Below are 25,630 nucleotides of genomic sequence, written 5' to 3' on the forward strand. Positions count from 1 at the left end.
TAATGCTATACTGGCACAAAACATTGTGGATCAGGAGCTGCAGAATGACATTAGCGCAATCGCGAAAGCCAAGTTGGCGTGATTATCGTCCGGGTCCTGCGATGCTAGTGACGGCGGCTTTTATCGGTCCGGGCACTGTTACCACGGCTAGCTTAGCCGGAGCCGCCAATGGTTTTGCTTTATTATGGGCATTAGTATTTGCCATTATAGGCGCGGTGATCTTGCAGAATATGGCAGGACGTATTGGCATACTGCGTGAGCGTGGCTTGGCCGAAGCTATATTGCTGGAAATACCGGGCAATATTGGCCGACTAGCAATGGCTGCGCTCATTCTGGCTGCACTGGTTATAGGTAACGCCGCATATGAGGGCGGCAATCTGGGCGGAGCTGTTGCTGGCGCGCAGATATTGCTGCCTGCAGAATATAGCGGGAAACAGCCACTCATATTGGTTATCGCTGCGCTTGCCGGCCTGTTGTTCCTTTTTGGTGGGCAAAAGCTGCTCACCGGCATTTTGACAATATTGGTCAGTGTGATGAGCCTTGCCTTTATTACAGCAGCATTGGCTGGAGGAATTGACTTTGCGGCCCTGGCAAGCGGCCTTGTACCTTCCTTGCCTGATGGCACGACACTCACAGCAATCGCGCTGATTGGCACCACCATCGTGCCATATAATCTGTTCCTTCATGCTGCTTTGGCCCGCGACAAATGGACCGATATTGCAGATGACAGAAAGCAAGATGCAGTAGCAGAAATGAAGCGCGATACGCTTATCGCTGTCTCATTAGGCGGGCTAATTTCCATCGCAATATTATCAACTGCGGCAACCTTTGTTTTTTCCCAATCACTCGCCATCACCAGCGCGGCGGATATGGCGCAGCAAATTGCTCCGGTTGCAGGAGATTGGGCCACATTGACCATAGGCATCGGCCTTTTTGCTGCTGGTCTTACGTCCGCAATCACCGCACCTTTGGCGACAGCATTGATTGTGCAAGAGCTTTTTGCGGTCTTTAGCGTCGAAAGAGATCAGCACAGCAAAGGATCATCGACCCTCTATAAAGTGACAGGCCTTTCTATCATCGCCATTGGCGCAGCAATCGGTTTTGCTGATATCTCTCTCTTGTCGCTTATCCTTACGGCGCAGATAGCCAATGGCCTGTTATTGCCGCTGGTCGCGATACTTTTATATCGGCTGGTATTTCATGGCGGCGGTGATGGACCAGCATCATTGCTACAAAAGATACCGGCAATGGCCATCATCATGGTCACATTATTGCTCAGCGCACGCCAATTATACCTGGTCATAGAAAAGCTGGGAGCGAGTTAGACTGAATGCGTCAGGCACTCTGCAGAGCGAGCGCCCAAAAAGCTTAGGGCGGGAAAACCCGCCCTAATGCATTGTATTGTTTACGCCGCTAACGCCAAACTTATTTTTTTGAAAGTGACAATCCGCCAAAACGCTTGTTGAAGCGATCGACACGACCACCGCCCAAAATGCGCTGGTTGCCGCCGGTCCATGCTGGGTGCGATGTCGGGTCAATATCCAATTGCATTGTGTCGCCTTCCTTGCCCCATGTTGAGCGGGTTTGGAAAACTGTACCGTCAGTCATTTGCACATTGATCATGTGATAATCAGGATGCGTATCTTTTTTCATCAAATTTCTCCGTTAGCGCACTGGTTTCCGACCAGCGCTGGGAACCAAATAAGCGCGGCCAATAGCTGCACCCCAAGGTTTTAGCAAGTGTATTTTAGCGCGTGATTGTTAGTATAATCACAATATCATGCCTCAGCTCGCAGGGGCATCCGCCACCATGGCGGTAAAGCTGGCTTCGGCAGCAATCTTATCCCCCAATTTGGCAACGCCCTTAAACTTACAGACACGGGCGCGTTTCTGCTCAAACTCTACATGCAGATCCAGCAAACAGCCCGGTTCAACCGGATTGCGGAATTTCGCGCCATCAATCGCCATAAAATATACCAGCTTGCCGCTGCCGCTCAAACCCAATGTCTCAATCGCTAATAAAGCCGCTGATTGTGCAAGAGCCTCGATAATCAAAACGCCTGGCATGATCGGTCTTCCAGGGAAATGTCCCTGAAAAAACTGCTCATTCATCGTCACGGCTTTCACTGCGTGGATGGACTCATCAATAGTGAGCCGCTCCACCCGATCAACCAGCAATAGCGGATAGCGATGCGGGATCGCTTGCAAAATATCCGCAATATTGCGGGTCAGATCGGCACTATCGGTCGTCATATGTTTTTAACGGCCTTGTGGCTGAGCAGGAGCTGGAGCAGCTGGTTGCTGCTGTGCTGCGCGCTGACGCTGGATAGCGGCATTCAAAAGCAATATCTGACGAACGCGCTCATGGATTTGCTGTCCTTGCTGGCTAGGCTGGTAATCTGCTGGCGGCGTATATTGTACGCTAGGAATCCGTGTATTCAAAACATCTGTAATTGCCTGTGTCACATCGGCAGATGGTGGCACATAAACAAATGCATCAGGTGACAGAATAACGTTAATCTTTTTGTCTGTAACAACTTGCTGCTGCGCATTGTTATAATCGGCTAATATCTGTTCCAAAGAATAGATTTGCGCGCGCACAATAGGTTGAATAGCCGTGTTAATTTGTGTTTGCTTTGATTGGATTTGCCCAATTACAGGGTTATTCGCTTGTTGCGCTGTCTGTATTTCCGCTTCGGTAACATTGCCATCACTGTTTGCATCAAGTTGTGTAGATAATGTCTGCACTTCCTGTTGCAACGTGTTGATAGTCGTCAAAGCGGCCTGATATTGCGTATTGATCTGCTGATAAGCAGTTGTTCGTGCCTGACTGGCAGCTACTGCCGTAGCCGGATCAGCCGTTGCAATACCATTAACCTGTGCCTGAGCAGCCGTATAAGACAGGCTGCACGCAGCCGCTAAAGCGGTAAATTTTGCTGTCATAGTAAGTTTGGTCATTAAAATTGTGTCCCTACACCAAATGTTATGAGTTTTGTATCGTCGCCAAATTCTGACAGAATGTCATAAGCGAAGTCGATACGGAAAGGTCCGAAAGGCGAATTCCAGTTTACGCCAATACCCGCTGTCAAACGCGGGCTGGGCGTATCACCAACAAAAAGCTCTTGAAAACTCAATTGTGCTGTATTGGGATTACCATTAGCATCAACTGGGTCGGTGACCGTTGTAATATTGCCATCATTATCCAAACCGAGAAAGAGTGGAGCACCGTTAACGGCTAATGCTTGCTGGGTTTGGAGCAAGGGCTGCACGACATTAAATACCGAACCGACATCCACGTACACTGACGGCCTCAGACCGAGTTCTTGCGCGCCACTTCCAAGAGGTATTTGTAATTCTGCTCGGCCAAAGTAATAGGTGCGCCCACCCAATGGATCATCCTGAAAAGTACGGCGATTGGTTAGATCCGGTGTTTGTATGATATTGCCATTTTCATCAAGCGAAGAGGTAAATTGCGTAACCCGCAAGACACGCGGACCGACACCCCGCACATCAAATCCGCGAATTTGCGGCTCGCCTAAAAAGAAGCGGTCCGTCAAACGAACATCGTCAATACCCTCTGCTGGACTGCCACGGTTTTCAAATGATTGAATATGGCCGCCCTCACCTTGTAAAGAAAAGATGAAGCCGCCGCCAAGATTGAAATATTTCTCGCCGTTGATCCGCGCGCGCAGATAAGAAACGGAGCCGCCCAGTCCTGCAAAGTCGACGTCAAGACCGAGACGTTGGCCTCTAGTAGGACGGAAACCGTTATTCAAATCGCTATAAACAAGAGAAAAACCAAGTGAAGATGTTGTTCTGGATCCAATGGCATCACAGAGGAAAAAGCCTGCTGCTTGCGGATTACACTCTGTATCGCCGTCACCATCAAGGTCAGCAAAGAACAGGTTTTCATCCAACGTTACGTCATCAACGACCAGATTGTATCGCAATAAGAGCGATAAAAATTCGGTTAATGGCGCGCCAACACGAATTGAGGCACCGGTTGACAACTGTGAGAAGGTTGTATTGGTATCCTGGTTATTAAAGTTAAAGCTACTCAGATCGCGGCGAAAAACGTCAGCTCCGACAGAGATATTACGATCAAACAGATAGGGTTCGGTAAAACTAAGCTGGATGCTCTGCCTGAATTGCGACCAGTCAACACTGGCGCCCAGAGTTTGTCCTTTGCCGCGGAAATTGCGCTGACGAATAGACGCCTGCAGAATGAAGTTCTCAATACTCGAAAAACCAGCGGAGAGCTGAAGCTCACCCGTTGGACGCTCCTGTACATTGGCTTCCAGAATAATCCTGTCGGACTGTGTGCCCTCTTTTTGTTCGACTTCAAGGTTTTCCTGAAAATACCCCAGTGAGTTAATGCGGTTGGTAGAACGTCTGACCTGAAAGCTGTTAAAAGCGTCACCTTCATTCAAACGAAACTCACGGCGGACAACCTTATCTTGCGTCAGCGTATTGCCGTTAATATCAATGCGCTCGACATAAACACGATCAGAATCTGCAATTTCAAACGTCACGTTCATTTGCAGATTTTCACGGTCTTTTTGGAAACGTGGATTAACATTGGCGAAAGCATAGCCAAACAAGCCAGCCGTTTCACTCAACTGTTCAACTGTGTCTTCAACCTGCTTGGCATTAAATGTATCGCCGGTTTTCATCGACAATCGCTGTTGAAGCGTCTCGCCGTCAAAGTCGCGAATTTCACTGGTAACCGCAACATCGCCAAAGGTGTATTTTTCACCCTCTTCCACCACGAACGTGATGATAAAGTCTTTTTTATCCGGAGTTGTTTCTGCAACAGCGGAAACAACACGAAAATCAGCATAGCCTTGTGTCAGATAAAATATACGAAGGTTTGCTTGGTCAAATGCCAGTTTGTCCGGGTCATAAGTATCGCCGGAGCTGAAAAACCGAAAAAATCGCGACTGCTTCGTCACCATTTCACCGCGAATCTTGCTGTCAGAAAAAACTTCATTGCCAATAATATTGATTTGACGAACTTTTGAACGCGGGCCTTCCGTGATCTCGTAAACAATATCAACGCGGTTCTGGTCCTGTTCCACCCGCTTCGGGGTTACAGTAGCAGCGAAACGACCCTGACGCTTATACAATTCAATAATCCGGGCAACATCAGCGCGCACTTTTGTTGGTGTGAATATCTGACGTGGTGACAAGCGAATCTCAGGAAGGATTTTATCATCCTTCAAACGCCGGTTACCTTCCAAAATAATCCGGTTAATCACAGGATTTTCAACAACATCGATAATCACCGCACCGCTATTATTGCGGATTGAGACATCAGCAAACAACTCAGTGCCAAAAAGATCTTTCAATGCTTGGTCAGCAGCAGTCTGGCTATATTCATCACCAATGCGCAGGCGAATATAGGAACGGATGGTATCTGGTTCCAAACGCTGCGACCCGTTGACCGTTATCGAACGGATCACATCGGCCTTTGGCGCGGCCACAACAGGCACAGCAGCCGGTTGCGGGTTCGCCTCTTGCGTTCCAGCGTTTTGCTGTGCCGCCGCAATTGATGGCATACCAGACAAAATTGTGCCTGCCAGAAGCGGAACAATCAGTCGGACTTTTGCGTCCGTAAGTTTAGATGCACTCACCAAATAACCCCAATCATAAATACGCCCCTATTTTGCGTATCAATCTAACTGCGCAGCCTACTGCCCTATTGACAGCAATCAATCAACCCGAACTATCGCCCCAACAGGCCAAAAGACACCAAATCATTCACAGTTACAAAAACCATGAAGCAAAGTACCAGCACCAACCCCATGCGAAAGGCCCATTCCTGCACCGCCGCGTCAGTTGGTTTCCTGCGGACAGCCTCTATGCCATAAAACATCAGATGTCCGCCATCGAGCATAGGAATTGGCAGCAAGTTGATGAACCCTAAGTTAATTGAGATCAGTGCGATTAAAACAATGAAGGGTTCAATGCCAGCGTTCAGCCATTCGCCCGAAATTTGCGCGATTTTCAGCGGGCCGCCAAGTTCACGCACAGACCGCACTCCGGTGATAATCTGGCCAAGACCGGTTATCATATTCTCCAATGTATCAATCGTTGCGTTCACGCCAACACCCGGCGCTTCCCAAAATTCAATCGGCTGATATTCCGGATCAACCGGATCAAAGCCAATAACACCGCGGGAAAATTCATTGCCAAACCTATCACGAAATTTTTCTGCTGCGATTGTATAATCAATGGTCTGGCTGACCCCATCGCGTTCAAACGTAATGCGAACATCGCGCCCGGGATGGTAGGTTACATATTGGCTGACATCTGGCAAAACCTCGACCTGCCTGCCATCAATAGCTGTGATTTTGTCGCCGGGTTCAAAAACCTGTGCAGAAGGATAATCAGGCAGAACATTTTCGACAATAGCAGGTGTAACGGGTTGCCCATTAACAAGAGCTAGACCCGCAAAAATCAATATCGCAGCAATAAAATTAATGGCTGGTCCGGCAAATACGATAAAGGCGCGTTGCCCCAGAGACTTTGACTGAAATGTCTGGTTGCGCTCTTTATCGGGCAAGGCCAGCCAATCAGGGTCAGCGCGACTGGCAGGGTCCATATCGCCGGCAAATTGCACATAACCGCCCAATGGCAGCAAACCTATTTTCCAGCGTGTCCCACGTTTGTCAGTCCATCCGGCAATCTCCTTGCCAAAGCCTATAGAAAAGGCATCCGCTTTCACACCGCACCAACGACCCGCAAGATAATGCCCCATTTCATGGACAAATACCAATGGCCCAAGCAGCAGCAAAAACGCCACAATCGTCAACAATATTCCTGGATTATCAGTCAATAGCTTTTCCTTAGCCGATATCTATCAAGCCTAAGATGTACTGGCGATGTCTTGACAGAGAGTTTCCGCAACCAAGCGTGCCTCCCCATCAATCGCCATTATATCATCAATAGTTTTTGGAGCATCAGGAGCAAAGCGACTCAGCGTATCCTGAACAACGCGCACAATATTAAGAAAACCGATCTTACCACCCAAAAATGCTGCCACAGCCACCTCATTAGCGGCATTCATAATGGCCGGGCTGGCACCGCCAGCAGCAATTGCAGAGCGCGCTATCGCAGTGGCCGGAAAATTTGTCTGGTCTGGCTCATGAAATTCAAGTTTGCTGATTTTTGCCAGATCCAGCCGTTCACAATTGGTCGCCATGCGGCGCGGCCACGCCAGTGCATGTGCTATCGGTATGCGCATATCGGGCGAGCCCAACTGCGCCAGAACCGACCTGTCCTTATACTCCACCATTGAATGAATGACCGATTGCGGATGAACAAGGATGGAAATATTCTCAAGGCCCACTGGAAAAAGGTGATGCGCTTCAATGAGTTCCAACCCTTTGTTCATCATAGTTGCCGAATCGACGCTGATCTTTGCGCCCATATCCCAGTTAGGATGCGCGACCGCTTGTGCAGGCGTTACATTGCGCAGTGCATCTTGTGTACGGCCGCGAAATGGGCCGCCACTTGCCGTCAATATAATTGATTCGACCTCGGAAATATCACCGCCCTGAAGGCTCTGAAAAATGGCATTATGCTCAGAATCAACCGGAAGCAATGTCGCTCCACTTTCCCGCGCAGCGGCCATCATCAATGCACCTGCAGAAACAAGCGCTTCCTTATTCGCCAAAGCGACACAACGCCCCTTTTTCAGCGATGCCATAGTAGGCGCAAGTCCTGCACAGCCGACTATTGAGGCCATGGTCCAGTCAACATCATCACGCGATGCCGCCTCGACAAGAGCCGCCTCTCCTGCTCTCGCTGCGATTTTGGTTCCTGACAACGCATCCTGCAATGGGCCGAGATAGGTCGGATCACTGATAACAGCGATTTCAGCGTCAAATTCTCGCGCCAGTTTGGCCAGTTCTTCAGCATTATTATGCGCCGTCAGGGCTATAACACGATATTCAGAAGGGTTGGATCGGATCAGATCCAGCGTGGATTGTCCAACTGAACCAGTTGCACCGAAGATAGAAATGGAGCGCGGTGCATTCATAAACCAAGAAATCCTGCAATCCCAAAATACTGTAATATCAAAGTGATATGGGTAAGCCCTACAACAAAAAATACGGCTACCATACCATCTGTCCTGTCAAACAGACCGCCATGCCCGGGCAGGACTGTGCCGCTATCCTTCACGCCCGCACGGCGCTTCATTGCACTTTGCAGCAAGTCACCCATTTGCGCGACGAACGCCATCATAGCGCCGCCCACAAGTGCGATATGCAGTGCTTGCCCATTCGATGCGATATTAAACCCTGTCCAGACTATTGTCGCCGCGACCATACCGCCGATCAGCCCAGCCCAGGTTTTGTTGGGGCTGATACGCGGTGCCAGCTTAGGGCCGCCCAAAGCGCGACCAGCAAAATATGCGCCAATATCTGTCGCTACAACGACCAATAGCAGGAACAATGTCTCTAAACCGCTATCATCTTTGTGGCGGAAGAAAATCAAGGTGATGACGGCCAAGCCGATATATATTGCGCCCAGCAGATAAGCAGGAATAGCCGGGAAATTGCCATTGCCGCCCTTGCGCACCAAGGCCGCAAATTCCCAATATATCCCAACACCTATGAGCGAGACGGCCAAGGTAAACACGGCGCCGCCAATCCATATGCCCAGCAAAGCAATAGCCGCCATGATTACCCCTGAAACGGCACGCAGAGGCAAGTCACTATTTTTGGCAATATTGCTCACAGATTAGCGCCCGCCATATCGACGATCACGACTGGCAAAATCCTGCAATGCGGCCTTGAGATGATCGCCACCAAAATCCGGCCATAGCGTATCTGTGAAATAAAGTTCTGCATATGCTGCCTGCCACAACAGGAAATTGGAGAGCCTACGCTCACCCGATGTGCGGATGATAAGATCAAGTGGCGGCAATTTTGCAGTATCCAAGGCAGAGGCCATATGCGCCTCGGTAATATCCTCGGGAACAATTTCGCCTATTGCCGCCTTCTGCGCAAAACCGCGTGCAGCACGCAGGATTTCATCTTGCCCGCCATAGTTAAGCGCCACTGCCAAAATTGTGCCTGTATTATCCGCCGTCCGCTCCAGCACCTTATCAATCATCTTGACGATATCAGGCGCCATTGCCTTATAATTGCCGATAACATGAAGACGTATATTGTTGGCGACCAGCTCTTCAACATCCTGTTTGATGTAAAAGCGCAGCAACCCCATAAGGTCGCTAACCTCTTCTTCAGATCGCTTCCAATTTTCCGATGAAAAGGCATAAAGAGTAAGTGCTTCAAGCCCGAAATCTTCCATCGCACGGATGGTGCGGCGTACGGCCTCTACACCTGCTTTATGCCCCATTGCGCGCGGCAAATGACGCTTTTTTGCCCATCGGCCATTACCATCCATAATGATGGCTGCATGGCGGACATTATGCGCAAACCCCTCATCAGAGGCCAACACTGCATGCCGAGCAGATTCGTCAATATGCCCCGCCTCAGAGGACAGGGAGGAAGGTTGCCCTTCCCGTCCTTCACCAGCATCGCTCACTGGCTCAATATTTCCTTTTCCTTATCCGCCGCAGCGGCATCAACCGCTGTAATCATTTCATCGGTCAGCTTCTGCACCTCGGCGCTCAGCTTCTTGGCATCATCCTCGCCGATTTCTTTCTTATTCTCATCGGCTTTGATCATGTCCATGCCATCACGGCGTACATTGCGCACTGCGATACGGGCTTTTTCCGCATATTGACCAGCCAGCTTAGCCAGCTCTTTGCGGCGTTCTTCGGTCAGATCAGGAATAGGCAGACGCAGAACCTGACCATCAGCAATAGGGTTAAGCCCCAGCCCTGCGGTACGAATAGCTTTCTCCACCGGAGTGAGGTTTGATTTGTCCCAGACTTGGACCGAGAGCATCCGCGGCTCTGGCACCGATACAGTGGCAACCTGATTGAGCGGCATATTGGAGCCATAAACTTCAACAGTCACAGGGTCCAATAGTGAGATATTGGCCCGGCCAGTGCGCAAACCAGACAAATCGCCTTTCAGCGATTCAACTGCGCCCTTCATGCGGCGTTCCAGATCCGCTTTGTCATATTGCGCCATTGTCCGGTCTCTCCTGGTAAGATTGGTTATGAAAAAATGTTACTCGACAATCGTTGAAACGCCATCACCTGCCAGAACATTGGCAAGATTGCCACGCTCGCGGATGGAGAACACGACGATAGGAATAGCGTTATCACGGCATAGTGCAATGGCACTTGCGTCCATCACCCGCAAATCCTTGGCCAGCACATCTGTATAGGAAACAGTATCAAAGCGAACCGCATCAGCATTTGTTTTGGGGTCACTGTCATAAACGCCGTCAACGCTGGTGCCCTTAAACAAAGCATCGCACTTCATTTCAGCCGCCCGCAAAGCGGCGCCGCTATCGGTGGTGAAATAAGGGCTGCCAACACCGGCTGCAAAAATGACAATGCGGCCTTTTTCCAAATGGCGCACTGCGCGGCGGCGGATTACGGGTTCGCACACTTGATCCATTTGAATGGCCGATTGCACGCGGGTTTGCACACCAAGCTGTTCCAGCGCATTTTGCATAGCCAGCGCATTCATGACCGTCGCCAACATGCCCATATAATCAGCCTGCGCTCGGTCCATGCCTTTCGCGGCGCCCGCCATACCACGGAAAATGTTCCCTCCGCCTATAACCAGACATATCTGGTGACCAAAATCTTTTGCCGCTTTCACTTCCTGCGCCATGCGCTGCACTGTTTCAGGGTCAATGCCAAAGGCACCATCGCCCATCAGCGCTTCACCGGAAAGCTTTAGCAATATTCGGGAAAATCTTGGTGTTGTCATAAGTTTCACATTCAAAAGACAGCATTTGGCAAAGTACATTATTTGGTAACAGTACACGGCCTGCAAGCGTTTTAGCAAACAGACCGCGTAATATTTGGCCGTAGCATAGAGCGCGGTTTGACACGTGCCAAGGGCAAGATAGCCCTTATACCGTCCTAACCGTCAGCAAATGTGAAATGCCAACAGTTACAGCAATTAGCTGCCAACTGCTGCCGCAACTTCTGCAGCAAAATCGCTCTCTTCTTTTTCAATGCCTTCACCAAGCTGGAAGCGGACATAATCAACCAAAGCGATCGATCCGCCAGCATCCTTAGCAGCCGCAGCAACAACATCCGCAACCGGCGTTTTGTTGTCCATGACAAAAATCTGGCTGAGCAGAGCATTTTCCTTGGCGAATTTCTTGATGGAACCTTCAACCATTTTCTCAACGATTTCTGGTGGCTTGCCTGATTCAGCAGCTTTTTCGCGCGCAACGCCACGCTCGCGCTCAAGCACGTCTTGATCCAAACCATCGGCATTTAACGCCAGCGGGAAAGCAGCTGCAATGTGCATGGCCAATTGCTTGCCCAGCGCATCCATGGCGTCAACAGGTGCATCACCTTCCAAAGCAACCAGCACGCCAATTTTGCCGAGGCTGTCAGCTGCTGCGTTGTGAACATAAGAAACCACGGTGCCTTGGCTGACCGCAACATGCTTCAAACGGCGCAAAGACTGGTTTTCACCAATTGTTGCAATATTGTTTGTCAGTTTTTCAGCAATCGTGCCGCCAGCTGGATAATCCATGGCTGACAAAGCGTCGATATCGGCTGCTTCATTGGTTAGTGCTGTTTGTGTAACGGCGCGGACAAAGTCTTGGAATTGGTCATTTTTCGCGACAAAGTCAGTTTCACTGTTCACTTCAACAGCAACACCTTTTGTGCCGTTAACGGCCACACCAACCAGACCTTCAGCCGCTGTACGGCTAGATTTCTTCTGCGCCGCTGCCAAGCCTTTGGCACGCAGAAAGTCAACGGCCGCTTCAAGGTCGCCATTTGTTTCCGCCAGCGCTTTTTTGCAATCCATCATGCCAGCACCGGTCCGTTCACGCAGTTCTTTCACTGCTGCAGCTGTAATCGCCATGAATGTTCTTCCTTATTTTGATGGGCCATTAAAATGCAGCCCGTACAATGTTCACGCGCTATAAGCGCATCTTGTGTCATTTTCGCGAAAGTGCCGCACCAGACATAAGACCGGCACGGCAGCTTTATTAATTTCCTGTTCCGGTTTGCGACAGACTATAAAGTCCGCCGCAAGAAACCGAAAATTAGGATGCAGCTTCTGGCGCTGCTTCTGCTGGTGCTTCAGCAGCAGGTGCCGCTTCCGCTACAGGTGTTTCCAAAATAGCTTCTGCCTGTGGCTCAGCCGCTGCTCCTAAATCCGCACCGCTTTGCGCTGCTGCAGATGCACCGCCTTTGGTTGATGCAGATGCAATGGCTTCACAATAGAAACGCACGGCACGGCTGGCATCATCATTGCCCGGTACCGGGAATGCGATGTTGCTAGGGTCTGTGTTGGAATCAAGGATCGCAACCACTGGGATGCCCAGAACATTGGCTTCTTTAATGGCCAAATCTTCTTTATTAGCGTCGATCACGAACATTACGTCAGGAATACCGCCCATATCGCGGATGCCGCCCAGAGAGAGTTCCAGCTTATCACGCTCACGTGTCAGTTGCAGAACTTCTTTTTTGGTCAGGCCAGATGTTTCGCCGCCCAATTGCTCTTCAAGAGTTTTTAGACGTTTGATAGAGTTGGAAATGGTTTTCCAGTTGGTCAACATACCGCCAAGCCAGCGATGATTGACAAAGTGCTGGCCGCATGAACGAGCACATTCTGCAATGGGCTCCTGCGCCTGACGCTTGGTACCAACAAAGAGAACTTTGCCGCCAGCTTCAACAGTCGCTGAAACAAATTCCAAAGCCCGCGCAAAGAGCGGAACAGATTGTGACAGGTCAAGAATGTGGATGCCATTGCGTGAGCCGAAGATATACGGCTTCATACGTGGGTTCCAACGGTGGGTTTGGTGGCCGAAATGTGCTCCGACCTCGATCAATTGCTGCATCGTGACGGTAGGTGCCGCCATAATATTTCTCCTTCCGGTTATACCTCTGACAGACAGGTAACCCAGAGGGGCACCGGAATATGTTGTCCGTCATGTGGAATGCGGCGCTCTTACCACCCTTTTCAGCAAAATCCAGTATTTTTATCAAAAAACATGACTGTCTCTATCCGAACGCTCTTCACGCCTTTGCCTATTATCCACTCAGTTCATGTTTAGCCCTTGCAAAGTGTGGCACATTCTAACGCGAATCCTCCCATAAGAAATTTATTGACAATGAGAACATTGTAAGTACATAAAGTGTTCACAGTGGGAACACATGGTATCAATTCGTAGTAAGTGAAACCATTTGCAATGTTTATACGTACTATCAGGTAAGTGCATGACGTTACCGCCATATTGAGAATTAGCGGTGATAAATGCCGGAAGGATAAAAAAATGAATATATTTTTGGTCGCTGGTTTTTTTGTTGCATCGCTTGCCACAGCCATAGTTTTTGGCATCATTACTGTTCGGCAATATGGCACATCCGCTTTGAACAATGTTATGAATTATAAAGTCGCAATCGCGCACCATGTTGTGAAAGTGCAACAACGGGCACAGCCCAAGGTATCAACCCGGCCTCAGCGTTTCCAGACGCCAAAATTGACGCTTGTCCATAATGGCCAATCTAATGGGCTTTCATCAAATGTTCACAGCGAGAATATGCTTATCAATCTGAAAGCCGCCGCTTAACCTTTGCATAGCTCACCATTCCAGCAGGAATTAGAGCGAGATAAACCACACTGATAAAGATCAACGTCCACCACGGGGTTGTTATCATAGCAGTGCCTAGCAAGGCAGTGATGGCAATGGCCTCAAGCCGAATATTTCTGCGCAGCCGCAGCGACGTCCAGCTAAATGTCGCTACATTTGAAATCATCAAAAATGCAATTAACGCAGTCCATGGCGCAACAATCCATACCTCACGGAACAACGGATTATCTGTAACAAACCATAGATAAAAGGGCACAAAGGCCACGCCTGCTCCAGCAGGCGCCGGAATGCCTGTTAAGAAGCCAGCAGATTTGTGCGGCTGTTCTTCATCAACATCAATCTGGGCATTAAATCTGGCCAGGCGCAATGCGCAACCAACGGCAATGGTCAGTGCAAAAACCCAGCCCAGTTTTTCCATATTGTTCAATGACCAAAGATAGATGACCAAGGCTGGCGCCACGCCAAAGGCGATGCAATCAGATAATGAGTCCAATTCAGCGCCGAAACGACTCTCGCCTTTCATCAGCCTCGCGATACGCCCGTCAATTCCGTCAAGAACGCCGGCAATAACAATGGCGCCTATCGCCATTTGCCAATTTTCCTCAAAAGCGAAGCGTATACCCGTCAGGCCAAAGCACATCGCCATGACTGTAACAGCATTCGGCAAGACCGATCGTATAGGCAGACCGCGTCTGCGCTGTAAGAGCCGCAATCTGCGTGCACCGCGCCGCGGACTATACCCCCTCATGATAGGTTTCTTTGCCATTGGCGTATGTTTATTGCCCAAATTGCCGTTCAAGCAAAGAAAAGAATGTCCGCTTGTGGCGGCAATCTGTCTCATGGTCCTGATAAGAACAAGGACCAAGAGGCGCACGCATCAATGTTTCACACCTTCCAATTGCGGGGTCATCGTCAATTGCGCCAGCACGGTTTCACCAGCCACAATTCTTTGTCCTTTGACGATACGCGGCATGGTCCCTGCCGGTAAATAGACATCAACGCGGCTGCCAAAACGTATAAGACCGATTCGCTGACCAGCAGCAACCACATCGCCGTCCTTAACGAAAGGAACGATACGCCGCGCCACCAGCCCAGCGATTTGGGTGAAACCAATGCGAACGCCATCATCACGCTCTATGAGGATATGTTGCCGCTCATTATCTTCGCTCGCCTTATCAAGGTCAGCATTTAGAAATTTGCCTGGAATATACACAACACGTTTGACCGTGCCGCCAATTGGTGCGCGATTGATATGAACGTCAAAGACACTCATAAAAATGGACACTCGCGTCATAGGCTCATCGCCAAGCGCATCTGGCCCCACCAATTCGGGGGGCACTGGCACTTGCTGTATCAAGGTAACCAAACCATCCGCCGGCGCAGTTATATATTGCGGGTCCATAATGGTCACACGTTCCGGATCACGGAAAAACGCCGCCACCCACGCCGTTATACCCACCATGGGCCATGCCAAAAGGCTCCAACCCAATAGGAAAAATGCCAACGTAATACCGCCTGCAATCAGCGCGAACTTGCGGCCTTCAGGGTGAACTGACGGAAACCGCCACTCCGCAAGACCCTTGCCGCTATTATCAAGAATTTCATTTGCCATGGCATTCTTACTAATAGCTGTTTTATATGGTTACAACAGTCATTGCACTTTCTCACCATAAAGTTCGCAGGGATATTTACCCCGTGCGCGTGCGTGATCGATACTATATCAATATGTTCGCGCAGCAGTTGATTAAGGTGCGGGCTTTGCTAAGAGGTTTTCAACAAACGAATCCTCCCGAATTTATGAACAGGAAAGATTATTCATGGCTAAAATCAAGGTGAAAAACCCGGTCGTCGAAATTGACGGCGATGAAATGACGCGCATCATCTGGGAATGGATCCGCGAACGGTTAATTCTGCCCTATCTCGATATCGATCTGAAATATTATGATCTTTCTGTTGAAAAACGTGACGAGACAAATGATCGCATCACCGTAGATTGCGCAAATGCTATTAAAGAGCATGGTGTTGGCGTTAAATGTGCCACTATCACCCCTGATGAAGCACGGGTTGAGGAATTTGGCCTCAAGAAAATGTGGAAGTCACCTAATGGCACTATCCGCAACATTCTTGGCGGCGTTGTGTTCCGTGAGCCTATCGTGATTGATAATGTACCGCGTTTGGTTCCGGGCTGGACAGACCCGATTGTTGTTGGTCGCCATGCCTTTGGTGACCAATATCGTGCGACCGATACATTGATCCCTGGCCCCGGCACTTTGCGTCTGGTGTTTGACGGTGAAGATGGCGAGTCCATTGATCTGGAAGTGTTCAAATTCCCTAGCCCCGGTGTTGCAATGGCGATGTACAATCTGGATGATAGCATCCGTGATTTTGCAAGGGCTTCTATGAATTACGGCCTTAATCGTGGCTGGCCGGTATATCTGTCGACCAAAAACACCATCATGAAAGCCTATGACGGCCGCTTCAAAGATTTGTTCGAAGAAGTTTTCGAAACCGAATTCAAAGCGAAGTTTGAAGAAGCCAATATCACTTATGAGCACCGCTTGATTGACGACATGGTCGCCAGCGCCATGAAGTGGAGCGGCAAATTCGTCTGGGCGTGTAAGAACTATGACGGCGATGTACAGTCCGATACCGTGGCTCAGGGCTTTGGCTCTCTTGGCTTAATGACATCCGTGTTGATGACCCCCGACGGCAAGACAGTTGAGGCCGAAGCAGCGCACGGCACAGTGACACGTCACTATCGCATGCACCAGCAAGGCAAAGCGACATCAACCAACCCGATCGCGTCGATTTTCGCATGGACACGCGGCCTGATGTATCGCGGCAAGTTTGACGAAACACCGGAAGTGGTACGCTTCGCCGAAACATTGGAACGTGTCTGCATCGAAACTGTAGAAAACGGCAATATGACCAAAGATTTGGCGATCCTCATCGGTCCAGAGCAAAATTGGTCAACCACAGGTCAGTTTTTTGAAGCGATTGTGGAAAATCTTGAAAAAGAAATGGCGAGCTGGTCTTAATCACAGCTTTGAGCGGAGCGACTGGGAGCCAATGCTCCCCGCTCCGTCATCAATTCCTTAACTGATTGCAAATTTGTTACCCATGCAACTGTATTTTTGCTGACTTGTGTTCTGCTTTGCGGCAATGAACATTTATGGCTGGTGATTTTCAAATAGAAGGCATGTCTGATGCTCTGGTGGTGCTTGGCGCTGCCGGATTGGTTATACCTGCTTTTGCGCGGTTTAGAATAACCCCTATTATCGGTTTCATCCTTGTTGGTATCCTAGTTGGGCCTGCAGGCCTTGGGTCTTTGGCTACAGACTATCCGTGGCTTTCCCATATCACAATTTCCGATACAGAACGCATTGCCCCTTATGCTGAATTTGGCATCATATTATTGCTGTTTACCATTGGGCTGGAACTGTCTTTCAAACGTCTATGGTCATTACGTAAGCTCGTCTTCGGCGTTGGCGCAGGTGAATTGCTGCTATCCGCCTTACTGATTGGCTTTGCACTTTATGCCTATGGGCAAAGATGGGACGGCGCAATTGGTTTGGGTCTTGCTCTTGCACTGTCTTCAACGGCATTAGTTCTGCCCATGTCGGGAACGTCATCTCCTGTCGGTAAAGCAGCGCTTTCTATGTTGCTGTTTGAAGACATTGCCATCATTCCCATCATCTTCCTGCTGGGTGCATTGGCGCCCTATGCTGAATCTGATGGCCTATCCGGGCTAGCGACCATTTTGTGGCAAGGCGGGTTGGTGATAGCGGTCTTGCTCGTTTTCGGACGCATCGCCCTGCCACGCCTTTTCGCGCAAGCCGCGCGCACAAAAAGTCCGGAACTCTTTCTGGCAGCCAGCCTATTGGTCGTCATTATCGCCAGCCTGGCTACGGCTGCGGTCGGGCTTTCACCCATTGTGGGGGCATTGCTTGCTGGCTTATTGATTGCAGAGACCGAGTATCAGGATGAAGTGGAAGTCATTACCGCGCCGTTTAAGGGGCTGGCGCTGGGTGTTTTTCTGATCACTATTGGCATGAGCATTGATCTGCGCGTTATTGTGGCAAACTGGTTTGAGCTCAGTCTGGCGGTTACCGGCGTTGTCATCGTCAAAGCATTAGTAACCGGTTCGCTTCTGCGCTTTGCCGGCGCTGCCCGAGGAACCGCCGCTGAGGCAGGGATGCTGATGGCCAGCCCGTCTGAAACAACATTGATCGTGTTGGCTGCGGCCGCACAGGCACAACTCATCAATGCATCAACGGCACAATTTTGGCAGATTGTGACCGCCATTGGTCTGACCATAACGCCCTTGCTGGCACGTGCTGGCCACATTGCCGCACGGCGTGTTGAAATGGCGGGTTATGATACTGGCTTGATTGAAGAAACTGATGCAGAGCGCAGCGTGATCTTCGGGTTTGGCCGCGTCGGCGTGATGGTTGCAGAGATGCTGCAAAAACACGGTCAGGCGTATGTTGCAGTGGAATCCGATATAGACACTGTCGCCAGTGCGCAGCGACGCGGCTTTAATGTCATTTATGGCGATGTGTCGCATGCAGAGATTGTGGATCGGTTGCGACTGGGCCATGCAAAGTCCCTGATCATCACAATGGACGAGCCCATATTGTCTGCGCGATTGGTCAGTAAAGTTCGCGGATGGTTGCCTGACTTGCCCATTATTGCGCGTGCGCGAGATACCGGCAATGCCTCTGATCTCTATCGTGCAGGTGCCACGCTTGCTGTGCCTGAGACATTGGAAAGCTCATTGCAATTATCCGAAGCTGTGCTGGAACGTGTGGGAGTCCCCATGGGCCCAATCATCGCGTCAATTCATGAAAAACGCGATGAGATGCGCGACCTGATTATGAGTGAGGGCGATTTGACAAGCCGGCCAAAGCTAAAATCCAGCACTGGTTCAAGCGTGCCCTTCTCTCAATATAAGCGCGATAGCTAATGGCCGCTGGTCAAGACTTCGCCATTGCAGGGCATATTATCAGCCCCGGCAGTGTCGGTAATGTTGCACTACCCGTCAGCGCATTGGCATCTGGCATAGAAGCCTCTCTGAATTTGCGCATAATACATGGTGCAAAGCCCGGGCCGGTATTTTTCATCAGCGCCGCCATCCATGGTGATGAGATTATCGGCACCGCGATTATTCGTGAGATCATGCCGCTGCTTGAACCGCACATTCTCTCTGGCACCCTCATCATTGCGCCCACTGTTAATATTTATGGTTTTATGGCGCGCAGTCGCTATCTGCCTGATCGGCGAGATTTAAACCGGTCTTTTCCGGGTGGGCCAAAATTCTCTTTAGCTGGTCAATTGGCGCATATATTTCTGACTGAGGTTTTAGAGCGCTGCGATATGGGCATCGATATCCATTCCGCTGCTGAGCATCGTTATAACTTGCCGCAAATTCGCCATGCAGCTGGGTCAGAAAAACTCAAGAGCTTGGCCGAGGCATTTGGGCCGCCCGCCATTATTGAATCACCATTGCGGCCCGGTTCCATGCGCGAAATAGCGAGTCAGCGTAAAGTGGATATATTGCTGTTAGAAACCGGAGAAGCGAAACGCTTTGACCGTTTCTCGGTGCAAATTGGCGCTGCTGGCATATTGCGCGTGTTGGCCGCTTTAGAAATGTTGCCGCAAGATATTGTTGAGCCTAATCAGGCCAAGCCAGCCCATGCAAGAAAAACAAACTGGCTGCGCGCACCGCGCGGCGGCATCACCAAAAGGCTCTATAAATCAGGTGATTTTGTTGCCGCAGGCGATGTGCTGGCGCTGGTCACAGATGTTTTGGGTGAAGAGCCTGAAGCTTTGACCGCGCCTTATGATGGCCTTATCATCGGCCATGCTACCCTGCCCGTGGTCAATCAGGGGGATGCATTGTTCCATATCGCTGAAATCAACCAGCCTGAAACCGCGCAAGAGCGCGTGCAAACCATTATGCAATCGGCATTAGACCCCGATCAACCGCAATATGAACAGCATATGCTCGACGAGGATGAGCTGCTCTAATCTATGAGGCTAAGCTATTAGCTAAACCCCCTATCGACCTAGCCTTTGCCACGCGTTTTGGTTTTGCCGGGCTGGTAATTATTCTCGATAAATTCGATAATCTTGTCTGCGACTTTCACACCAGTGGCATTTTCTATGCCTTCTAGGCCAGGTGAGGAGTTAACCTCCATAATCACTGGTCCATGATTGGCCCGCAGCAAATCGACACCAGCAACATTCAACCCCATGACTTTTGCCGCCCGCACTGCTGTTGAGCGCTCTTCAGGAGTAATTTTAATCGATTTCGCGCTGCCGCCGCGGTGCAGATTGGAACGGAAATCATCTGGCGCGCCAGTGCGCATCATGGAGGCAACCACTTTGCCGCCCACAACGAAGATACGTAGATCGCTTGATCCGGCCTCTTTGATAAATTCCTGCACCAAGATATTCACATTAACGCCGCGAAACGCCTCTATCACTGACTTCGCCGATTTATCGGTTTCACCCAGCACCACGCCAATACCCTGCGTACCTTCGGTCAATTTGATGACAACCGGCGCGCCGCCAACGATTTTCATCACCTCTTCGGTCTGCTTCGGGTCATGCGCAAAAGCGGTGACTGGCAGCCCCAGACCATGTTTGGCGAATATCTGCATGGAGCGCAATTTATCCCTGCTGCGGCCAATCGCCACACTCTCGTTCAATGGCCAAACGCCCATCATCTCAAATTGGCGCAGCACGGCCAGACCATATTGTGTGATCGAGGCACCGATGCGCGGAATGACCGCGTCATAACCCGTCAGCGTCTGACCCTCATATAATACGGTGGGCCGATGCGAAGTAATGCTCATAGTACAACGCAAAGTGTTGAGAATATCGAGGCTGTGGCCCCTCTCCTTCGCAGCTTCCACCAGCCTTTTATGCGAATAAAGGTTCGCGTTACGCGCTAACATGGCAATTTTCATTGGTCGCTCTCCACTTTGCGCTCCAGTACATAGCGGCGCGCACAATTTACCAGAAAGCCTCTGCGCAGGGCGCGGCGACCTATTAACATGGGAAACGCCATATTGCTGCGATTAGCAAGCGTTATATAGCCAAGCCAGCTTGTCTCACCCAATATAATCTGGGTTTCTATGACATAGCGGGATTCACTTAAGCCATTTGAACTTTTGATTTTGCGCTGGCTGTGCAAAGGCGCACGGAACCGCTTAGCCCGCTCACCCTTTTGTGCGCGCGACCAGAATTCCACCCATGTCTGCCCATCCTTCTCAAACGGCGTGATCCGTGTCGCGTGCAATGATGATGTCGCTGCACCAGTGTCAATTTTCGCCTTTATGCCTGTCAGCCCCAGATCCGGCAGATCAATATATTCAGCCCAGCCAATCGTTATGGCCGCTTTGCTTTTGCGCGGCTTTACCGGTTTCGCATGCACCTGCGCCGATGGAGCGATCATTTGCCCTGCCCTACCATATCATAACAATAAACGGGTATAGCAGGAGCGATAGGATCAGACAACGCCATAGGCCAACATCGCATCAGCGACTTTTTTGAAGCCGGCAATATTGGCACCTTTGACATAATCAACATAGCCGCCATCTGCCTTGCCATATTCGACGCACTTTTCATGAATGCCTTCCATCAGATCGGTCAGCATATTGCCAAGCCGTTCCTGATCCCAACTAATCCGTTCGGCATTTTGGCTCATTTCCAGACCGGATACAGCTACGCCACCTGCATTGGCTGCTTTGCCGGGGCCATACATGATTTTCGCATCATGAAAGACTTTTACGCCTTCCAAAGTGGTTGGCATATTTGCGCCTTCTGAAACAGCCATCACGCCATTATCGACCATGGCCTTGGCCTCGTCGCCATCCAGTTCATTTTGCGTGGCACAGGGCAATGCTAGATCAGCCTTGACGCTCCAAGGGCGTTCCCCTTCATGATAGCTGGCACCGGAAAACTCATCGCAATATTCGCTGATCCGGCCGCGCTTTACGGTTTTAAGGTGCTTGATCCAGTCAATCTTATCCTGATCAATGCCATCAGGGTCATGAATGAAACCGCCACTGTCTGACAATGTCAGCACTTTGCCGCCCAGTTGCGTGATCTTCTCTGCGGCATGGGTTGCAACATTTCCAGAGCCGGAAATAATCGCGGTTTTCCCATCTACAGCATCGTCTTGATGCTTCAGCATATTTTGCAGGAAATAGACCGCGCCATAGCCCGTGGCCTCAGGTCGCATTTGCGAACCGCCATATTCTATACCCTTGCCTGTCAGCACGCCTTCCCAGCGATTGGTAATGCGTTTATATTGGCCAAACATATAACCAATTTCACGGCCACCCACACCAATATCACCAGCAGGGACATCCGTATCTGGTCCAATATGACGGTATAATTCGGTCATGAACGACTGACAGAAGCGCATAACCTCTGCATCAGACTTGCCTTTAGGGTTGAAGTTGGAGCCACCTTTGCCGCCGCCCATAGGCAGTCCGGTCAGCGAGTTTTTGAAGGTCTGTTCAAAGGCAAGAAACTTCAACACACTTTCGGTGACGCTGGGGTGGAAACGGATACCGCCTTTATATGGCCCAATCGCATTGTTGTTCTGGACTCGCCAACCACGTTGAACACGGATATTATGGTTATCATCTTCCCAACAAACACGGAAAGACACAACACGGTCAGGCTCTGCAATACGGCGCAAAATCTGTGCGGAGTGATATTGCTCCTTATCACCGATAAATTCATAGATATCTTGCGCAACCTCATGCACGGCCTGCACAAATTCAGGCTGCCCTGGATTGCGGCGTTTTACGCCTTCGATAAAAGTATCAAGATCAACATGATCGGTAACGGCCATAATATTCTCCCCCAATAGGAATAATGGTACAAAAGCATGTACCTTGCCGCGACCCATAATGTAAGTTTAGCGACCAAGTGTGACTCGCTGCACAGATTGCAAATCTAGCTATTTTTGCCAAAAAAAATAGCGAAATTTTCTCTATTTTGTAGATATCGTTAGATGTGTCGGGTTGACTAATCCTCACCCTCGTCTTCGGCGCTTTCTGGCGGACCCGCAGGTTCTTCGACAATAGGTGTTTTAAAATCTGCATCGTCATCGCCGATCAAAGGTTCTTCAGCGACACCCAAAACCTCGCCCAAACGGCTGACCTGTTCGCCAATGACAGTATCGACTGCTGGCGCAATTTGCTCGACAGGAAAACGCATATAGCCGCCAACGACATATTCAAATCTAATGGTCGTACCGTTAGCATTGGGCTTGAGCGAGATTGTCAAACTGCCCTGTACAGCTTCAGCCTGTAAGGGGCCAAGGCCGCCGGTGAGACGTAGCCTTTTTCCAGGTTCAGCATAAACGATGCGCATATGCTCGACACTGCCGCGCGGCCCGCCTTCTTTTGATGCGGGAATAAGTTCGCAAAAGCATCCAGTTGCTTGCGCATCCATGTAGAAATTCTGCGCGTCACCTGTCCAGCTATGCTGCGCAGACCACCATTTTGCTGGGGCACGCAGCATCTCATAGCTTTCATCAGGGCTAGTGGTGACATCAACTTCATGCGTGATGAAAAAGCCATTATCGTCCTGCTTTGCAATCTCAGCGCTGGCAGGGCTCACGGCAAAGACTGCCGTCCCCGTCAATGCCATTACTGACAATCTTGCAATGCTATATAATCGATTCATATCGTCCTCCACTCGGTCGTCGAGACAATATGCATATGCGCTCTAGCTGTCGAGAACCTTCGCAACTTCAGCGCGAACGCTAGCCATATCCGCCATGCCATCGACACGCGTAACTATGTTGCGCTTGTCATAAATGGGAAGAATCGGAGCAGTTTTGCCGCGATACTCTTCCATCCGTTTACGCACTGTCTCTGCATTATCATCGGGCCGACGCTTAAATTCCGTCCCATCGCATTTGTCACAAACACCGTCTTTTGCCGGCGTTTTGAATGTGTCGTGATAGCCTTCACCACAATTAGCGCATGTAAAACGCCCAGTGATCCGCTCAATCAATGCATCAACATCAACGTCCAGCTCTATAACATGCTGCAATGAACGATTGCGTGTCGCCAGCAATTCATCAAGCGATTCTGCTTGCGCAGCTGTTCTGGGATAGCCATCAAAAATAACGCCGGTATCAGTATCCAGCTTATCCAAAGCGTCACCAATTAATGCAGAAACAATCTCATCAGAGACCAATTGCCCTGCATCCATTACAGCTTTGGCCTTTAAGCCGACCGGTGTGCCCTCTTTAACTGCAGAGCGAAGCATATCACCCGTGGACAATTGCACCATATTTCGGTCTTCAACCAGAAATTGTGCCTGTGTGCCCTTACCTGCGCCCGGAGGCCCCAACAGAATGATATTCACCTATGCTACCCCTATTCGACTATGGGCCAGTTCAAACGGTCAGGATTACCGAATCCGTCCTTTGAGCTTCGCCTTTTTGATAAGGTCACCATATTGATGCGCCAGCAAATGGCTCTGTATTTGGGTGACAGTATCCACAGTTACATTCACAACGATCAGCAGACTTGTGCCGCCAAGGAAGAAAAGCGGAATGCCGGTCTGAGCAATCACATATTCTGGTAATACACACACAAAGGCGAGATACGCAGCACCGACAACCGTGATACGCGTCAGGACATAGTCCAAATAGGTCGCAGTATTTTTGCCCGGACGGATGCCCGGTATAAAGCCGCCATTGCGCTTCAGATTATCCGCCGTTTCTTCAGGGTTGAACACAACTGCGGTGTAGAAGAAGCAGAAGAAGATAATGCCAATCGCATATAGCGTCATGTAAACTGGCTCACCATGTTGCAATGTTTGGTTGAGCCACTGCAGGATGGTGCCCCATGTGCTGCTGGTATCGACATTGTTGCCAGCAAATTGTGAAACAGTCAGCGGCGCCAAAAGCAATGATGATGCGAAAATTGGCGGAATAACGCCTGCAGTATTGATTTTAAGCGGCAAGTGAGAGCGCTCTGCCTGCATACCACCACGCTGTTGTGCGCGCTTGGGATATTGGATCAATACGCGCCGTTGAGCGCGTTCCATGAAGCAAATGAAGAAAATCAGACCGATAATCATCACAATGATGCCGATAATCAGATATGCCGGAATTGTGCCTTCTTGACCCTGACTAAACATTTGCGAGACAAATGTCGGCATTTGCGAAACAATGCCTGCCATAATGATAAGCGAGATACCATTGCCGATACCGCGGCTAGTGATCTGTTCACCCAGCCACATAAGGAACATTGTACCGCCAACCAGAGAGATCACGGCACCAATGCGGAATGTCAGGCCCGGCTCCACCACGGCAGCAATGCCCTGAGAAGATGCGAACGTCTCTAGACCTTGCGCAATAAAATAGCCCTGAACCATCGTCAGGCCAACCGTGCCATAGCGCGTATATTGGTTAAGTTTCTTGCGTCCGCTTTCGCCCTCTTTCTTGATGGCAGCAAGCGTAGGTGACAAAGCCGCGCCGAGTTGAACGACAATGGACGCAGTAATATAGGGCATAACGCCCAGTGCAATCAGGCTCATCCGTTCAAGCGAGCCACCAGAGAAAGCGTTGAAAATATCGGTAACGCCGCCCTGTGTCTGTTCAGCGAGTTCGGCCAATGCCGAGGGGTTAATTCCTGGCAATGGTACATAGCTGAGAAGACGAAAAATGACGAGAGCGCCAAGAGTGAACCAGATACGGTTGCGCAATTCTGTCGCTTGCGAGAACTTTGCAAGACTGAAATTTGCAGCGGGACTATCGGCACGCGATGCCATGGACATTACCTCTTTTATCGACCGGTGCAGTTGGCACCGATATGATGCATTCTATTGAAATGAATATGGCATAGAGCCGCGTTCACATCACTACAAA

At 50.1% G+C, this 25,630-nt stretch carries 25 protein-coding genes; 5 read left to right on the forward strand and 20 right to left on the reverse strand.

Going from position 1 to position 25,630, the window contains the following annotated elements; genetic code table 11:
• The first annotated feature begins 44 nt into the window (after nucleotides 1-44).
• A complete protein-coding gene (locus ACR9YC_RS08560) occupies nucleotides 45-1,325 on the forward strand; it encodes an NRAMP family divalent metal transporter (protein ID WP_438726338.1) in 1,281 nt (426 codons plus the stop codon).
• Between the two features lie 100 nt (nucleotides 1,326-1,425).
• On the opposite strand, the gene rpmE is transcribed toward ACR9YC_RS08560, so the two are convergent.
• The 12 genes from rpmE to rpsB all read right to left on the reverse strand — a co-directional run bounded on the left by rpmE (nucleotide 1,426) and on the right by rpsB (nucleotide 12,987).
• Nucleotides 1,426-1,653 (reverse strand): 50S ribosomal protein L31, encoded by a 228-nt coding sequence (rpmE, locus tag ACR9YC_RS08565; RefSeq protein WP_438726340.1) that lies wholly within the window; start codon nucleotides 1,651-1,653, stop codon nucleotides 1,426-1,428.
• Nucleotides 1,654-1,785: 132 nt separating this feature from the next.
• On the reverse strand, nucleotides 1,786-2,253 hold the full coding sequence (fabZ, locus tag ACR9YC_RS08570; protein ID WP_438726342.1) for a 3-hydroxyacyl-ACP dehydratase FabZ: 468 nt from the start codon (nucleotides 2,251-2,253) through the stop codon (nucleotides 1,786-1,788).
• Nucleotides 2,254-2,259: 6 nt separating this feature from the next.
• Entirely contained in the window at nucleotides 2,260-2,958 is a 699-nt protein-coding gene (locus ACR9YC_RS08575; RefSeq protein WP_438726344.1) for an OmpH family outer membrane protein, read from the reverse strand.
• Entirely contained in the window at nucleotides 2,958-5,633 is a 2,676-nt protein-coding gene (gene bamA / locus ACR9YC_RS08580) for an outer membrane protein assembly factor BamA (RefSeq protein ID WP_438726346.1), read from the reverse strand. Before bamA ends, ACR9YC_RS08575 begins: the two co-directional genes overlap by 1 nt.
• Before the next feature lie 92 nt (nucleotides 5,634-5,725).
• Nucleotides 5,726-6,838, reverse strand: coding sequence for a M50 family metallopeptidase (locus tag ACR9YC_RS08585; protein ID WP_438726349.1), 1,113 nt, complete (start codon nucleotides 6,836-6,838; stop codon nucleotides 5,726-5,728).
• A 30-nt stretch (nucleotides 6,839-6,868) separates the two neighbouring features.
• Complete coding sequence (locus ACR9YC_RS08590; protein ID WP_438726352.1) at nucleotides 6,869-8,044, reverse strand: 1-deoxy-D-xylulose-5-phosphate reductoisomerase; 1,176 nt, start codon at nucleotides 8,042-8,044, stop codon at nucleotides 6,869-6,871.
• Entirely contained in the window at nucleotides 8,041-8,745 is a 705-nt protein-coding gene (locus ACR9YC_RS08595; protein WP_438726354.1) for a phosphatidate cytidylyltransferase, read from the reverse strand. The genes ACR9YC_RS08590 and ACR9YC_RS08595 overlap by 4 nt, the downstream gene beginning before the upstream one ends.
• Nucleotides 8,746-8,748: 3 nt before the next feature.
• Nucleotides 8,749-9,417, reverse strand: coding sequence for a polyprenyl diphosphate synthase (gene uppS / locus ACR9YC_RS08600; RefSeq protein WP_438731725.1), 669 nt, complete (start codon nucleotides 9,415-9,417; stop codon nucleotides 8,749-8,751).
• A gap of 137 nt (nucleotides 9,418-9,554) precedes the next feature.
• On the reverse strand, nucleotides 9,555-10,112 hold the full coding sequence (frr, locus tag ACR9YC_RS08605; RefSeq protein ID WP_438726357.1) for a ribosome recycling factor: 558 nt from the start codon (nucleotides 10,110-10,112) through the stop codon (nucleotides 9,555-9,557).
• A 39-nt stretch (nucleotides 10,113-10,151) separates the two neighbouring features.
• The gene (gene pyrH, locus ACR9YC_RS08610) at nucleotides 10,152-10,865 is read right to left on the reverse strand and encodes a UMP kinase (RefSeq protein WP_438726359.1); all 714 of its coding nucleotides are present in this window, start codon (nucleotides 10,863-10,865) and stop codon (nucleotides 10,152-10,154) included.
• Nucleotides 10,866-11,060: 195 nt separating this feature from the next.
• A complete protein-coding gene (tsf, locus tag ACR9YC_RS08615; RefSeq protein ID WP_438726362.1) occupies nucleotides 11,061-11,984 on the reverse strand; it encodes a translation elongation factor Ts in 924 nt (307 codons plus the stop codon).
• A gap of 184 nt (nucleotides 11,985-12,168) precedes the next feature.
• Nucleotides 12,169-12,987, reverse strand: a complete 819-nt coding sequence (gene rpsB, locus ACR9YC_RS08620) for a 30S ribosomal protein S2 (protein WP_438726364.1) — start codon at nucleotides 12,985-12,987, stop codon at nucleotides 12,169-12,171.
• A 414-nt stretch (nucleotides 12,988-13,401) separates the two neighbouring features.
• Between rpsB and ACR9YC_RS08625 the strand changes: the two genes are divergently transcribed.
• Nucleotides 13,402-13,698 (forward strand): hypothetical protein, encoded by a 297-nt coding sequence (locus ACR9YC_RS08625; protein ID WP_438726367.1) that lies wholly within the window; start codon nucleotides 13,402-13,404, stop codon nucleotides 13,696-13,698.
• On the opposite strand, the gene ACR9YC_RS08630 is transcribed toward ACR9YC_RS08625, so the two are convergent.
• Nucleotides 13,676-14,467, reverse strand: coding sequence for a CDP-alcohol phosphatidyltransferase family protein (locus ACR9YC_RS08630; protein WP_438726370.1), 792 nt, complete (start codon nucleotides 14,465-14,467; stop codon nucleotides 13,676-13,678). The genes ACR9YC_RS08625 and ACR9YC_RS08630 overlap by 23 nt on opposite strands.
• A gap of 129 nt (nucleotides 14,468-14,596) precedes the next feature.
• Nucleotides 14,597-15,331 carry a phosphatidylserine decarboxylase gene (locus ACR9YC_RS08635; protein ID WP_438726373.1) on the reverse strand — a complete coding sequence of 245 codons (735 nt, stop codon included), beginning with the start codon at nucleotides 15,329-15,331 and terminating at the stop codon, nucleotides 14,597-14,599.
• Between the two features lie 205 nt (nucleotides 15,332-15,536).
• Between ACR9YC_RS08635 and ACR9YC_RS08640 the strand changes: the two genes are divergently transcribed.
• The 3 genes from ACR9YC_RS08640 to ACR9YC_RS08650 all read left to right on the forward strand — a co-directional run bounded on the left by ACR9YC_RS08640 (nucleotide 15,537) and on the right by ACR9YC_RS08650 (nucleotide 19,749).
• Nucleotides 15,537-16,757 carry an NADP-dependent isocitrate dehydrogenase gene (locus ACR9YC_RS08640; RefSeq protein ID WP_438726375.1) on the forward strand — a complete coding sequence of 407 codons (1,221 nt, stop codon included), beginning with the start codon at nucleotides 15,537-15,539 and terminating at the stop codon, nucleotides 16,755-16,757.
• 134 nt (nucleotides 16,758-16,891) lie between these two features.
• Nucleotides 16,892-18,685, forward strand: a complete 1,794-nt coding sequence (locus tag ACR9YC_RS08645) for a cation:proton antiporter domain-containing protein (protein ID WP_438726378.1) — start codon at nucleotides 16,892-16,894, stop codon at nucleotides 18,683-18,685.
• Nucleotides 18,685-19,749, forward strand: a complete 1,065-nt coding sequence (locus ACR9YC_RS08650) for a succinylglutamate desuccinylase/aspartoacylase family protein (RefSeq protein ID WP_438726380.1) — start codon at nucleotides 18,685-18,687, stop codon at nucleotides 19,747-19,749. Before ACR9YC_RS08645 ends, ACR9YC_RS08650 begins: the two co-directional genes overlap by 1 nt.
• Before the next feature lie 38 nt (nucleotides 19,750-19,787).
• Here ACR9YC_RS08650 and rimK read toward each other — a convergent pair whose 3' ends face one another.
• The 6 genes from rimK to secY all read right to left on the reverse strand — a co-directional run bounded on the left by rimK (nucleotide 19,788) and on the right by secY (nucleotide 25,533).
• On the reverse strand, nucleotides 19,788-20,693 hold the full coding sequence (gene rimK, locus ACR9YC_RS08655; protein ID WP_438726383.1) for a 30S ribosomal protein S6--L-glutamate ligase: 906 nt from the start codon (nucleotides 20,691-20,693) through the stop codon (nucleotides 19,788-19,790).
• The gene (locus tag ACR9YC_RS08660; RefSeq protein ID WP_438726385.1) at nucleotides 20,690-21,181 is read right to left on the reverse strand and encodes an ATP-dependent zinc protease family protein; all 492 of its coding nucleotides are present in this window, start codon (nucleotides 21,179-21,181) and stop codon (nucleotides 20,690-20,692) included. Before ACR9YC_RS08660 ends, rimK begins: the two co-directional genes overlap by 4 nt.
• Before the next feature lie 54 nt (nucleotides 21,182-21,235).
• Complete coding sequence (gene gdhA, locus ACR9YC_RS08665) at nucleotides 21,236-22,591, reverse strand: NADP-specific glutamate dehydrogenase (RefSeq protein WP_438726388.1); 1,356 nt, start codon at nucleotides 22,589-22,591, stop codon at nucleotides 21,236-21,238.
• Between the two features lie 176 nt (nucleotides 22,592-22,767).
• Complete coding sequence (locus ACR9YC_RS08670; RefSeq protein WP_438726391.1) at nucleotides 22,768-23,430, reverse strand: SRPBCC family protein; 663 nt, start codon at nucleotides 23,428-23,430, stop codon at nucleotides 22,768-22,770.
• Between the two features lie 42 nt (nucleotides 23,431-23,472).
• Nucleotides 23,473-24,120, reverse strand: coding sequence for an adenylate kinase (locus tag ACR9YC_RS08675; protein WP_438726394.1), 648 nt, complete (start codon nucleotides 24,118-24,120; stop codon nucleotides 23,473-23,475).
• Between the two features lie 45 nt (nucleotides 24,121-24,165).
• On the reverse strand, nucleotides 24,166-25,533 hold the full coding sequence (gene secY, locus ACR9YC_RS08680) for a preprotein translocase subunit SecY (RefSeq protein WP_438726396.1): 1,368 nt from the start codon (nucleotides 25,531-25,533) through the stop codon (nucleotides 24,166-24,168).
• Nucleotides 25,534-25,630: the final 97 nt, after the last annotated feature.

The sequence above is a fragment of the Parasphingorhabdus sp. DH2-15 genome, assembly GCF_051668705.1.
Lineage (GTDB): Bacteria > Pseudomonadota > Alphaproteobacteria > Sphingomonadales > Sphingomonadaceae > Alterisphingorhabdus.

Excerpts from the sequence above, each read along its gene's own strand:
- frr (WP_438726357.1), bottom strand. The coding sequence starts at position 10,112 with ATGGCGCAATATGACAAAGCGGATCTGGAACGCCGCATGAAGGGCGCA.
- pyrH (WP_438726359.1), bottom strand. The coding sequence starts at position 10,865 with ATGACAACACCAAGATTTTCCCGAATATTGCTAAAGCTTTCCGGTGAA.
- ACR9YC_RS08575 (WP_438726344.1), bottom strand. The coding sequence starts at position 2,958 with ATGACCAAACTTACTATGACAGCAAAATTTACCGCTTTAGCGGCTGCG.
- tsf (WP_438726362.1), bottom strand. The coding sequence starts at position 11,984 with ATGGCGATTACAGCTGCAGCAGTGAAAGAACTGCGTGAACGGACCGGT.
- rpsB (WP_438726364.1), bottom strand. The coding sequence starts at position 12,987 with ATGGCGGCACCTACCGTCACGATGCAGCAATTGATCGAGGTCGGAGCA.
- ACR9YC_RS08640 (WP_438726375.1), top strand. The coding sequence starts at position 15,537 with ATGGCTAAAATCAAGGTGAAAAACCCGGTCGTCGAAATTGACGGCGAT.
- ACR9YC_RS08670 (WP_438726391.1), bottom strand. The coding sequence starts at position 23,430 with ATGAATCGATTATATAGCATTGCAAGATTGTCAGTAATGGCATTGACG.
- fabZ (WP_438726342.1), bottom strand. The coding sequence starts at position 2,253 with ATGACGACCGATAGTGCCGATCTGACCCGCAATATTGCGGATATTTTG.
- ACR9YC_RS08560 (WP_438726338.1), top strand. The coding sequence starts at position 45 with ATGACATTAGCGCAATCGCGAAAGCCAAGTTGGCGTGATTATCGTCCG.
- rimK (WP_438726383.1), bottom strand. The coding sequence starts at position 20,693 with ATGAAAATTGCCATGTTAGCGCGTAACGCGAACCTTTATTCGCATAAA.
- ACR9YC_RS08625 (WP_438726367.1), top strand. The coding sequence starts at position 13,402 with ATGAATATATTTTTGGTCGCTGGTTTTTTTGTTGCATCGCTTGCCACA.
- ACR9YC_RS08630 (WP_438726370.1), bottom strand. The coding sequence starts at position 14,467 with ATGAGGGGGTATAGTCCGCGGCGCGGTGCACGCAGATTGCGGCTCTTA.
- rpmE (WP_438726340.1), bottom strand. The coding sequence starts at position 1,653 with ATGAAAAAAGATACGCATCCTGATTATCACATGATCAATGTGCAAATG.
- gdhA (WP_438726388.1), bottom strand. The coding sequence starts at position 22,591 with ATGGCCGTTACCGATCATGTTGATCTTGATACTTTTATCGAAGGCGTA.
- secY (WP_438726396.1), bottom strand. The coding sequence starts at position 25,533 with ATGGCATCGCGTGCCGATAGTCCCGCTGCAAATTTCAGTCTTGCAAAG.
- ACR9YC_RS08590 (WP_438726352.1), bottom strand. The coding sequence starts at position 8,044 with ATGAATGCACCGCGCTCCATTTCTATCTTCGGTGCAACTGGTTCAGTT.
- ACR9YC_RS08660 (WP_438726385.1), bottom strand. The coding sequence starts at position 21,181 with ATGATCGCTCCATCGGCGCAGGTGCATGCGAAACCGGTAAAGCCGCGC.
- uppS (WP_438731725.1), bottom strand. The coding sequence starts at position 9,417 with ATGGATGGTAATGGCCGATGGGCAAAAAAGCGTCATTTGCCGCGCGCA.
- ACR9YC_RS08650 (WP_438726380.1), top strand. The coding sequence starts at position 18,685 with ATGGCCGCTGGTCAAGACTTCGCCATTGCAGGGCATATTATCAGCCCC.
- ACR9YC_RS08645 (WP_438726378.1), top strand. The coding sequence starts at position 16,892 with ATGGCTGGTGATTTTCAAATAGAAGGCATGTCTGATGCTCTGGTGGTG.
- ACR9YC_RS08635 (WP_438726373.1), bottom strand. The coding sequence starts at position 15,331 with ATGGCAAATGAAATTCTTGATAATAGCGGCAAGGGTCTTGCGGAGTGG.